The sequence below is a fragment of the Amycolatopsis stemonae genome (genome assembly GCF_054781455.1).
In genome coordinates, this window is record NZ_BAAGUJ010000008.1 from 280,039 (window position 1) to 290,747 (window position 10,709).

The 10,709-nt window shown below is 70.8% G+C and carries 17 protein-coding genes; all 17 read left to right on the top strand.

Going from position 1 to position 10,709, the window contains the following annotated elements:
* A partial coding sequence (locus ACYVLJ_RS28865; RefSeq protein WP_460441022.1) for a hypothetical protein occupies positions 1–476 on the top strand: 476 nt, incomplete at its 5' end.
* On the top strand, positions 473–1,795 hold the full coding sequence (locus ACYVLJ_RS28870; protein ID WP_460441023.1) for a replicative DNA helicase: 1,323 nt from the start codon (positions 473–475) through the stop codon (positions 1,793–1,795). The genes ACYVLJ_RS28865 and ACYVLJ_RS28870, both read left to right, overlap by 4 nt.
* A 10-nt stretch (positions 1,796–1,805) precedes the next feature.
* Positions 1,806–2,078, top strand: coding sequence for a hypothetical protein (locus ACYVLJ_RS28875; protein WP_460441024.1), 273 nt, complete (start codon positions 1,806–1,808; stop codon positions 2,076–2,078).
* Between the two features lie 140 nt (positions 2,079–2,218).
* The gene (locus tag ACYVLJ_RS28880; RefSeq protein ID WP_460441025.1) at positions 2,219–2,497 is read left to right on the top strand and encodes an HNH endonuclease; all 279 of its coding nucleotides are present in this window, start codon (positions 2,219–2,221) and stop codon (positions 2,495–2,497) included.
* Between the two features lie 181 nt (positions 2,498–2,678).
* Positions 2,679–2,981: a terminase small subunit gene (locus ACYVLJ_RS28885; protein ID WP_460441026.1), complete on the top strand. Its 303-nt coding sequence runs from the start codon at positions 2,679–2,681 to the stop codon at positions 2,979–2,981.
* Positions 2,978–4,519 carry a terminase gene (locus ACYVLJ_RS28890; protein ID WP_460441027.1) on the top strand — a complete coding sequence of 514 codons (1,542 nt, stop codon included), beginning with the start codon at positions 2,978–2,980 and terminating at the stop codon, positions 4,517–4,519. The genes ACYVLJ_RS28885 and ACYVLJ_RS28890 overlap by 4 nt, the downstream gene beginning before the upstream one ends.
* Positions 4,520–4,529: 10 nt before the next feature.
* Positions 4,530–4,727 (top strand): hypothetical protein, encoded by a 198-nt coding sequence (locus ACYVLJ_RS28895; protein ID WP_460441028.1) that lies wholly within the window; start codon positions 4,530–4,532, stop codon positions 4,725–4,727.
* Entirely contained in the window at positions 4,727–5,977 is a 1,251-nt protein-coding gene (locus ACYVLJ_RS28900; protein ID WP_460441029.1) for a phage portal protein, read from the top strand. Before ACYVLJ_RS28895 ends, ACYVLJ_RS28900 begins: the two co-directional genes overlap by 1 nt.
* Entirely contained in the window at positions 5,974–6,255 is a 282-nt protein-coding gene (locus ACYVLJ_RS28905) for a hypothetical protein (RefSeq protein ID WP_460441030.1), read from the top strand. Before ACYVLJ_RS28900 ends, ACYVLJ_RS28905 begins: the two co-directional genes overlap by 4 nt.
* Entirely contained in the window at positions 6,245–7,057 is an 813-nt protein-coding gene (locus tag ACYVLJ_RS28910; RefSeq protein ID WP_460441031.1) for an HK97 family phage prohead protease, read from the top strand. Before ACYVLJ_RS28905 ends, ACYVLJ_RS28910 begins: the two co-directional genes overlap by 11 nt.
* A gap of 345 nt (positions 7,058–7,402) precedes the next feature.
* On the top strand, positions 7,403–8,722 hold the full coding sequence (locus tag ACYVLJ_RS28915; protein ID WP_460441032.1) for a phage major capsid protein: 1,320 nt from the start codon (positions 7,403–7,405) through the stop codon (positions 8,720–8,722).
* A 3-nt stretch (positions 8,723–8,725) separates the two neighbouring features.
* Positions 8,726–9,073 (top strand): head-tail connector protein, encoded by a 348-nt coding sequence (locus ACYVLJ_RS28920; protein ID WP_460441033.1) that lies wholly within the window; start codon positions 8,726–8,728, stop codon positions 9,071–9,073.
* Entirely contained in the window at positions 9,070–9,438 is a 369-nt protein-coding gene (locus ACYVLJ_RS28925; RefSeq protein ID WP_460441034.1) for a hypothetical protein, read from the top strand. Before ACYVLJ_RS28920 ends, ACYVLJ_RS28925 begins: the two co-directional genes overlap by 4 nt.
* A gap of 12 nt (positions 9,439–9,450) precedes the next feature.
* Positions 9,451–9,864 carry a hypothetical protein gene (locus ACYVLJ_RS28930; protein ID WP_460441035.1) on the top strand — a complete coding sequence of 138 codons (414 nt, stop codon included), beginning with the start codon at positions 9,451–9,453 and terminating at the stop codon, positions 9,862–9,864.
* A gap of 14 nt (positions 9,865–9,878) precedes the next feature.
* Positions 9,879–10,226: a hypothetical protein gene (locus ACYVLJ_RS28935; RefSeq protein WP_460441036.1), complete on the top strand. Its 348-nt coding sequence runs from the start codon at positions 9,879–9,881 to the stop codon at positions 10,224–10,226.
* 10 nt (positions 10,227–10,236) lie between these two features.
* Positions 10,237–10,512 carry a hypothetical protein gene (locus tag ACYVLJ_RS28940; protein ID WP_460441037.1) on the top strand — a complete coding sequence of 92 codons (276 nt, stop codon included), beginning with the start codon at positions 10,237–10,239 and terminating at the stop codon, positions 10,510–10,512.
* A gap of 8 nt (positions 10,513–10,520) precedes the next feature.
* Positions 10,521–10,697: a hypothetical protein gene (locus ACYVLJ_RS28945; protein ID WP_460441038.1), complete on the top strand. Its 177-nt coding sequence runs from the start codon at positions 10,521–10,523 to the stop codon at positions 10,695–10,697.
* Positions 10,698–10,709: the final 12 nt, after the last annotated feature.

Genomic DNA, 10,709 nt, shown 5'->3' on the forward strand with positions numbered 1-10,709 from the left:
GGGACGCCGACTTCGACGAGTTCTGGTCGGCCTACCCCCGGCGCGAGGCCAAGAAGGGCGCAAGGACCAAGTTCGCCCAGGCCGTCAAGGCGGGCACCTCAGCCGCCACGATCGTCGCCGGGGCCCGCCGGTACGCCGCGTACGTCACCCAGGTCGGCCGCGAACGGGAGAAGATCAAGATCCCAACGACGTGGCTCAACAACGGGTGCTGGGACGACGAGCTGAACGGCCCGACGATCGCGGCCCCGGCCAAGCCGTCCGGCGACCCCGCCGACTGGCTGCGCGAGCGCTGGCAGGCCGGAGACGCCGCCGCGGTGGCGCGCGTGCTCGGCGAGCGCTACGAGCGGCCGGACCTCCCGGTGCACGTCGACGGGAAGGAGAACATCGCCGCGTTCTGGCGAACCTCGGCGCGCACGTGGATCGAGGACCACCGCGAGGCCGCGCTGGCGAAGCTCGCCGAGGGGGTGGCGGCATGACGGACTTCGACGACGACGTGCAACACGCGCCGCCGAACCTCGCCGCCGAGGCACTGGCCCAGCTGCGCCCAACCGCCGAAGAGGCGTACCTCGTCAGCCTGCTGACCACGATCACCGCCCGCGAGATGCGCGAGGAAGCCCTCACGCGGATCCAGCCGGAGGACTTCGCCGTAGCCGCCTACGCGGGGCTGTGGGAGGCCGCGCAGCGGCTGCTCGCCGAGGGCAAGCCGGTCACCGCGCGCACCGTCGCCGCGGCCGCCGACACCGCCGGCGAGCTCGCCGAGCGCACCCTGGCCCGGTTCGTCGGCGCCGTCCCCAACCCGGCGGACTTCCCGAACGCGCTCGCCGAGGTGACCCGCTGCGGCGCGCTCCGGCGCGTCGTCGAGGCCACCGTGCGGATCCAGCAACGCACGATGGCGGCCGCCGACGGCTCGGCAGCGCTCGCCGCTGCGCACGAGGAGCTGGGCAAGCTCGACACCGCCGAGCTCGGCCAGGACGAGCACACCCGCACGTTCCGGGACGTGCTCACCGAGCTGGACGCCGCGCTGCGCAGCCCGGAGACCTACCGGTACGTCCCGACGCCGTGGGACGACCTCAACGAGCGGTTCTCCGGCGGGCTCCACATGGGACGGATGATCGTCGTTGGCGCGCGGCCCGGCGAGGGGAAGTCGATCGCTGCGCACCAGATCGCCGAGCACGCCGCGAGCCTCGGCCACCCCGCCGTGATCTTCAGTGTGGAGATGGGCTCGGTCGAGGTCGCCGGCCGGATCGTGGCCAACGGCGCCACCGTCGAGATGGGCGAGATCACCCGCCGCGAGCTGTCCGAGCACTCGTGGCGCAACTTCCACGAGTACCGGGCCCGCGCGCAGGACTTCCCGCTCACGATCAACGAACGCCCGGACCTGACGCTCGGCTACATCGCCGCGCAGTGCCGCGCGATCAAGCGACGGACCGGGCTCGACGTGGTCGTGATCGACTACCTGCAGTTGCTCAACGGCGACCGGCGGATGCCACGCGAACAGCAGGTGTCGGCGATCTCACGCGGCCTCAAGCAACTGTCGCGGGAGCTCGACTGCGCAGTGGTCGTCCCGGCCCAGTTGAACCGCAACGCCGTCGCGCGCGGCAAAGCCGGCCTGTCCGACCTGCGTGAGTCCGGGAGCATCGAACAGGACGCCGACGCCGTCATCCTGCTCGCCCGTCAGTACGACGACGAGGGCGAGCCCAACGGCATGCTGACCATCGACATCGCGAAGAACCGCTTCGGCCGCATGGGTGAACTCGAGCTGCCTTGGCGCCCGTACCTGTCCAGAATCGGGTGAGGATGTCCTGATGCCGAAGGTCTACCGACAGCACAACTGCGCACGCAAGCACCGGACGTTCCTCGCGATGGCCAAATGCATCTGGCGTCGCGCCGTCTGGATCACCGGTGAAGGGCCCTACGCCACCGTGTCCAGGTGCGCGCACGGCCCGTACGAGCTGGCGGTCACCGTTCGCCTGCACGCCGACCTCGACAGCGCCCAAAGCTCGCTGAAACTGATCAACGACACCGGCTGCGGGGGTCGCTGCTCGAACAGGCACGAACTGGTCGAGCTCCAGCGTTAAGAGACGTAAGGCCAGGCGACCCGAACCCGCGGGGAGCCTGGCCTCACGCATATCGGCAGGTCAGGACATGCGTCCCAACAGTGCGGACATGCGTCCTGCTGAGTAACCATCTCACCAGGTTAGATGGTTAGAATACGTGCATGTCGCACGCATGGGCCCGTGGGTCCACCCGCCAGTGGCGCCGCCTCAGGCGCGCCGTACTGGACCGCGACCAGTGGATCTGCCAGCTGTGCGGCAAGCCCATCAACCCGCAGCTGCGCAACCCCGACCCGATGTCCGCCCAGGTGCACCACGCCCAGGGCAAGGCGTACGGCGACGACCCCGCCCAGCTGCAGGCAGCTCACCGCCTGTGCAACCAGCAGGCCGGCGACCCCACACGCGCGCCCGACCCGGCACCCCGACCGATGACCAGGTGGTGAGGCGGATGCGAGCAACACGAACCGATCAAGCCTCTGACCTGCAGGAACGCGTGACCACAGTGGACAACGCGCTGACCTGCGGTTTTTTGCGAGGCCCGACCGGCCCGGACATCCGCGCCCTTATGTTCTCTCTCTCCCCGGGCTCTCACCACCACCGCGGGGGCCCGCGGTGAGCCCCGGCGTGTCGGCCGCCGACGTGCACGGCGCGGTCGCTGAGGCGGTCGAGCACCTGGAGCTCGACGACGAGGACCAGGCCGCCGTCGCTCTCGCGCTTCGGCTCGCTTCCGCGATCGATGGCGAGGAATCCGGCCGGACCTTGGCCGAGCTCGCCGGAAAGCTGACGAACGTGCTGGCCGAGCTCGGGGCGACTCCGGCTGCGCGCAAGTCGATCGTGCCGCGTACCGGCCCGGCCGAGCGCTCGCCGTCGCAGCAGGCCAAGGACGAGCTGAAGGCCCGGCGCGCGAATCGCCAGGGGGCGGGATGACCGCGGCCGCGCAGGAGCGCGTTCTGGGCTCGACGACGCCGCGGCAGTTCACGCCGCCGCTCGTCGAGGGCCCGCCGGGGTCGTGCGGGTGCGGGTGCGCGCTGACGCCGGAGACGAGCTACGGCTTCGAGGTCGAGGAGTTCGCGCGGGACACGCTCGAGCGGCCACTGGACCCGTGGCAGCGCTTCGCCGCGATCCACGCAGGCGAGCTGCTGCCGGATGGCCGGCCGCGGTTCCGGATCCTGCTGATCATCGTCGCGCGCCAGCAGGGCAAGACCGAGCTGCTGGTGATCCTGGTCCTGTACTGGCTGTTCATCGAGGAGCGGAAGCTGGTGCTCGGTACCAGCACGAACCTCGCGTACGCCGTGGAGAGCTGGAACAAGGCGGTCGAGCTCGCCGAGGCGTGCGACGCGCTGGCCGAGGACATTCCGACGAACGGCGTCCGCCGGACCAACGGCGAGAACCAGCTGCGCACGATCTACAAGGCGCGGTACCGGATCGCCGCGTCGAACAGCAAGGGCGGCCGGTCGCTCACGATCGACCGGCTGATCCTCGACGAGCTGCGCGAGCACCACGACTGGACGGCGTGGAACGCCGCGGTGCCCGCCACGAACGCCGTGTTCAACGCCCAGATCTACGCGATCAGCAACATGGGCGACCACCGCGCCGTCGTGCTCAACTCGCTGCGCGAGGCCGCGCTGCGGTTCATCGAGTCCGGCGAGGGTGACCAGCGGCTCGGCCTGCTGGAGTGGTCCGCGCCGGAGGGCTCCAAGCCGACCGACGAGCGCGCGCTGGCCATGGCGAACCCGAACTACGGCCGCCGGACCGATCCGGACTCGCTGCTCGGCGACGCCGCGCGCGCGGAGAAGGCCGGCGGCGAGGAGCTGACCGGGTTCCTGACCGAGATCATGTGCATCAAGGTCGCGATGCTCGACCCGGCGATCAACGCCGAGATGTGGACGGCCGCGGCGCCGGCGGGCTGCCTGGACCCCGGCGACCTCTCGGCCGCGCGCGGCCGGGTGGCGCTGTGCTTCGACGTGTCCATCGACGGCCGCCACGCCACGCTCGCCGCCGCGGCCGTCCTCGAGGACGGCCGGGCGCGCGTCGAGGTGGTGCAGGCGTGGACGGACATGAAGAAGATGCGTCAGGAGCTGCGCGCCGTCGTGCGCCGCGTCGGGCCGCGCCGGATCGGCTGGTTCCCGTCCGGCCCGGCCGCCGCGTACGCCGCCGAGCTCGACGACAACGACCAGGACGACTGGCCGCCGGACGGCGTCGAGGTCGAAGGCATCCGCGCCGAGGTGCCCGCGGTGTGCCAGGGCTTCGCGCAGCTGGTCGAGGACGGCGACATTGCGCACTCGGATGACCCGCTGTTGAACGCACAGGTGGCCAGCACGGAGAAGGGACGCCGGGGCGACGGCTGGGTGTTCGTGCGCCGCGGCGCCGGCCACTGCGACGCCACCTACGCCATCGCGGGCGCGGTGCACCTGGCCCGGACTCTGCCCGAAGAGAAGCCCGCCGGCTGGTTCGGCGTGGTGTGAGGAGACCACAGTGGACGAATTGCTGACTCAGCTGCGGCAGGTGTGGCCGCCGTACGCACAGGCGGTCGGCGTGCTCATGGTCCTGGCCGGCCTGGTGCTGCTGGTGACCGTGACCGCCGGGCCGGTGTTCGGCGTCGTCGCCGGGCTGGTGCTCGGCGGCCTGGCCGTCGCCGCACTCGGCGTGCTGCGCGAAGCCGGGAGGCTGTGATGGGACTCGGGAAGACGTTCATGCGCTCGGCCGTCGCCGAGCAGCAGCTGCGGATGATCGTGTCGAACGGCTGGCAGATCGGGCCGAGCGTGGACATCGCCGGTGACGAGGCGTTCGGCTGGTCCGGGTTCGTCCGGGCACTCGGCATCCCCGGCGTCGGCCGTGCCGTCACGTTGATCTCGGACCTGATCGGCGGCCTACCGTTCGACGCCTACACCAGCCACGGCCGCGAGTTCGCCGACAAGATCACGCCGCGCCCGATCCTGCTCGAGCAGCCGAATCCCGAAGAGATCGGCATGAACACGTTCGCCGCGTGGGTGGCGGACTACCTGCTGCACGGCAACGCCGTCGGCATCATCGTCGAGCGCAACGCCCTCGGCGTGCCCACCGCGGCGCTGCCGGTGCCGACGTGGGCGGTCGGTGTGCGCCGCGCCGACGGCTGGACCAACTCGGTGCTGCCGAAGGGCGCGATCGAATACAGCATCGCCGGGAAGTCGTTCAGCGCGCACGAGGTCATCCACGTGAAGGGCCTGTGCGAGCCCGGCCGACTGCGCGGTGTCGGCGTGATCGAGGCGCACCTGAACGGCCGCGGCTCCCTCGACCTGGCCGCCGAGCTCGCCCGCCAGGCCCGCAACATCGACGGCAACGGCATCCCCACCGGCGTGCTGAAGGCGACGAGCCCTGACGTGACCGAGGACCAGCTGCGCGCCGCCAAGACCGGGTGGATGGCGAACATGCGCGACCGCACGGTGGCCGCGCTCGGCCCCGGGACCGAGTTCGAGGCGCTGGCCTGGAACCCCGAAGAGCTGCAGCTGATCGAGGCCCGGAAGTTCTCCCTGCTCGAGGTCGCGAACATCTTCGGCCTGCCGCCGCGGTTCCTCGGCGCGTCGAGCGGGGACAGCCTGACCTACTCCACGCAGGAGTCGGAGGCGATCGACCTGCTGAAGTTCACCATCGGTGGCCACCTGCGCCGGTTCGAGCAGACGCTGTCGCTGCTGTTCCCCCGCGGTACGCAGGTGCGTGCGGACCTGGACGAAGTGCTGCGCGCCGACACCGCCGCCCGCTACAGCGCCTACAAGACCGGCATCGACGCGGGTTTCCTGCTGAAGTCCGAGGCCCGCGCCAAAGAGAGCGATCTCCCGCCGGTGCCCGGCATCGACGACCCGCCGGAGCCGAAGAAGCCGCCGGCCGCGGTAGTGCCGCTGCCCCTCGCCAAGCAGGACCCGAACCCGGAGGAGAACGCATCATGACCGCCCGCAAGAGCAACGCCCGCGGCGCCGCCACCAAGCCCGCGACGACCGCGGCCACCGAGGAGCCAGCCACCCCGACGCCGGCGGTCGCCGAGCAGCCCGCAGCGGCTGCCGACGAGGGCCAGGCGCAGGAGCTCGCGTGGTGCCGCATCGGCCGCGACCTCGAGGACGACGCGCCGGAGTGCCCGCGCCACGAGTTCGAGCCCGGCGCCCGGCTGTGCAACCTGCACTTCGTGACCCGTTTGGACCTTCGGGAGGTGGCCCGCAATGACGGCTGAGGTGCTGTACCGGCAGTGGCTGCCGGACCTGGAAGTCCGCTCGTCCGGCGACGGGCGCACGATCTGCGGCATCGCCGTGCCCTACGGGCGGCCGCAGTTCATCGACTCGCGGCTGACCGAGCAGTTCGCTCGCGGCGCGTTCAACCAGCAGCTGCGCGCCGCGCACCGTTCGCCGCTCATGCGCGACCACGGCCCGCACGGCGGAACCCTGATCGGCGTGGCCCAGCAGCTGCGCGACGACGCGGCCGGCCTCTACGGCGAGTGGCGCGTGTCCCGCACACCGGTCGGCGACGAGACGCTGGAACTGGTCAAGGACGGCGCGCTGTCCGAGCTCTCGATCGGGTTCCGCGAGGGCCAGAACCGCACCCTGGCCGGCGGCATCGTCGAGCGGGTGACCGCGACCCTGACCGAGACCGCGATCGTGATGGCCGGCGCCTACGGCTCGGCGGCCGCGGTCGCGTCGGTGCGCGCACAGTCCACCGTGGACCGCGCGCAGCAGGCCGAGCAGATCCTGGCCGGCCTGCCGGAGCTCTCCACCGCGGCCGAGGAGCTGACCCGCTCGGCGCACGGCGGCTCGAACCTGAAGCACGGCCCCGGCTCGCCACTGTGGAAGTACTGGACCGGGCCGGAAGGCTTCGCGCGGTACGCCGGTGCCGCAGACCCGTGGACGACGCTGCGCGACGCGCTGATCAAGGAAGGGACTCCTGCCACGATGGCCGACGGCCTGGCCACCAACATCATGCAGGCGACCCCGGCCGGGCGTGCCCTGTTCGCCGCACACCACGGGAAGAAGGCGGGATGACTCCGATGAGACGGCCCCTCGCTCGTCCTGGCCTGGACGCGCGCGGGGCCGCCTGTCGTCTGGGTTCACCCCCGCGGGACTGGTCACGGCCAGTAGACGTGTCCCCGCTTGCTGCCGTCCGCACAGGGCGGCCGTGCGGCCAGGGGTCGCGGGCCTCTCTGTGCGTCGTCCCGGACCGGGCCACCACGACCGTAGCAGCAACCACCGACAAGTAACCGGCATTCGCTGATCATCGGTTACACTCGCACCAGACGCGGACGCCGACACCTCAGCCCCTCACCGAAGCTGACACCCCGGCCTCTCGGGCGGATCCCCATCCGTTTCGAGAGACCGGAGGCCGGCGTCATGCCGAACCCCTACCTGACGCGGCTGCGCTCGCAGCACGACGCGCTGAAGGCGTCGATCGAGGGCCTGCAGACCCGCGCCGCCGACGCCAACCGCGACCTGACCGAGGACGAGCTGCGCTCGGTCACCGAACAGGCCGCGCAGTTCAAGGCGCTCACCGAGCAGATCGAGTCCCTGGCCGAGTTCGAGACCCGCTCCCGCCGTGTCGGCGAGCTGGCCGCGGACCTGGACAAGGGCGGTGAGCAGGGCCAGGAGCAGAACCTGGGCGGCGAGCAGTCTCGCTCCCGCACCACCACCCGCGACCGCGATCCGGGCCACTACCGCTCGGTCGTCGACGGCGGTCAGCACTCGTTCTTCGGCGACCACTACCGGGCCGTGAAGCACGGCGACCAGGACGCCCGCAAGCGGCTCGACGAGCACATGCGCGCCGTCACGCAGGGCTCCGGCGGGGACGGCATCATCCCGCCGAAGTGGCTCACCGAGGAGTACCAGGGCCTCGCGCGGCAGAACCGCGTCGTGGCCGACCTGGTGCGCCACCTCGACCTCGGCCAGGACCCGCGCCCGCTGGTGCTGCCGAAGCAGACCGGCGGCACCGACGCGAACATCACGACGCAGACCACCGAGGGCGCGAACAACGCCGGATGGGGTACCGACCGGTACACCTCGGACACCGACACGCTGACGCCGGAATTCAAGGCCGCGTGGCAGGACGTGTCCCGCCAGCTGCTCGACGCGTCGACCCCGGCCGTGGACTCGCTGATCTTCGGTGACCTGCGCGCCGCGTGGGACGCGGTCGTCGAGGGCCTGACGTGTGTCGCGATCCTCGGGGCGACCGGCACCGCGGCCGGCACCACCTTCGCGACCGAGGCCCTGTTCAAGACCGGGGCCGCGGCGATCGACGCCGTCATCGACGCCCAGACCGCCGTTGCCGGTGACCAGCGCGGCCCGGCCGACCTCGCGGTGATGAACTACCGCCGGTTCGGTGCATTCCGGAAGCTGCGCGACGACGCCAACCGGCCGCTCATGCCGGTGTCCCGGTACAACCCGCAGAACGCCACCGGCGCGCTGGACAACCGGCTCATCGGTGACATCGAGGGCGTCGACGCCGTCGCGTCTTCGGGCGTGCCCACCGCGTACGCGGAGAAGTACGCGGTGCTGCGGCGGAACGCGGTGATCCTGGCGGAGTCCGGTGTGCAGGACTTTACCTACGAGCAGGCCGGCGGTCCGGCGTTCGTTCGCATGGGCATCTGGGGCTACGTCGGGACGCTGGTTCGCAACCCGGGCAGCATCTCGATCCAGACCGTCACCGCGGCGAGCTGACCCGTGACGACGTGGCCGCCGCCGCTGGCGGACCTGAAGGCGGACATGAACGTCCCCGGCGACGGGGACGATGCCCGCCTTCAGGCGTGCCTTGATGCGGCGGTCACGTTCGTCGAGCGGATCCGGTCCGAAGTGGACTACCGGCCCAACCCGCTTCCCGAGGTGGCCGTGCCGACGCCGGACCTGGCGCTCGGCACGCTCCGCCTGGCCGCGCGGTGGTTCACCCGCCGGCGCTCTCCCGAGGCGCTGGTGGACATGGCGGACCTCGGCTCGGCGCGAGTCCCGTCGTTCGATCCGGACATCGATCGCCTGCTCGGCATCGGCCGCTTCCGAGGGCCGGTGTTCGCATGACGACCCGGATGCAGGACGCCGTCGCCGCGCTGAAGGCCGCGCTCGTCACGGTCGAGCAGTTGGACAAGCGGGTGTACGAGGATCCCAGCGCCACGGTGCCGGGCATCAGCGCGGTGATCACCCCGCCGACGCTGACGTGGGGCGCCTACGGCGGCTCCGCGCCGACCGACGCCACGTTCGTCGTGCACCTGGTCGTCCCGTTCGACGAGTACGCCACCGCCCGGCTCTTCGAGCTCGTCGAGCCGGTCGTGACAGCGATCGAGGCTGACCCGCTGTTCGCGGTCGTCTCGGCATCCCCGGGCCTGCTGCAGCAGGGCGGGACACAGCTCCCCACGTACGCCCTCACGGTCGACGTGGGTTTGTAGGAGGAGGAACCGATGGGCGCTCTCACCGCACGGCGGCTGAAGCTGCTGAACCTCACGATCGGCACGGTGTCGGTCGAGTGCCAGCTGTCGAGCTGGACCCTGGACCCCGGCGTGCAGGACGGCGACCGGCTCTACAGCTACTGCCCGGACGGCGTCGCGGTCGCCGAGACCGACGCCGAGCCGACGTTGCAGGTGAAGACCTACAGCAAGTGGGTGGCCGGCGGGTTCGAGGACTTCCTGTGGAACAACCGCGGCGTGGTCGTGGACTTCCAGCTCGACCACCACCCGGACATCGCGACTGAGCACGTCCGCTGGACCGGTCAGGTGCTGATCCAGCCCGCGCCCGTCGGCGGTGACCGAGGCGATCAGGAAATGACCGAGATCACCTTCATGTGCGTCGGTGACCCCGAGTTCTCGCGGCCGTAAGGGAGATCTACGACATGGCACGTCAGTCCGTCACCACGCAGAAGATCACCCGCGCCGGGACCGTTCCGACCGCGGCGTCACCGAACGTCGACGGCGACATCATCGACACCGGCGCATCGGTGTTCCTGCTCCTGTCCAACACCGGCGGCTCGCCCGCTACCGCCGTCGTGGTCTCGCAGGCCACGTTCGACGGCCTTGCGGTCGACGACCTGACGGTGTCGCTCGCGGCCGGTGCAACGAAGGTGGTCGGCCCGATCTCGTCCACGTTCGCCTTCCCCGAGGGCGACTCCAACGCGGGCAGGGCGTTCGTGAACTACACCGGAACCCCGGCTGACATCAAGCGTTCCGTCTTGTCCTACTAGGAGACCGATCATGCTCGACCTGAAGATCACCGGCGACAACGGTTTCGATCAGCTCGTCACGGCGAAACCGCGGCACATCCTCGCGTTCGAGCGGGCGACCGGCACGAAGTTCTCCGAGCTGGAGGACGAAGTTTCCATGGCCACGATCTACCAGCTGGCGCACCTGGTGATGAAGATCCAGCACCCGCAGGAAACCCCGGCGAAGCTGGCCGAGTTCGAAGAGACCTTCGACGTGCTGCCGGTCGCGAGCGAGGAGGCGCCGGACCCTACCCCCGCGGGAGCCTGAACCGAACGGTGATCGCGCTCGCGGTCGCCACCGGTATCGCCCCGCAGTTCATCGCTGCACTGGACGAACGGTCGATCATCACGATGGCCTGGATGGTTGACCAGCAACACAAGCAGGCCAACGGAAAAACCTCGGGGACAGGTGAAGTCCCGAGCCGCTTCGGCTCCGCCCAGATGTCCGGATAGGCGCGAGGAGGT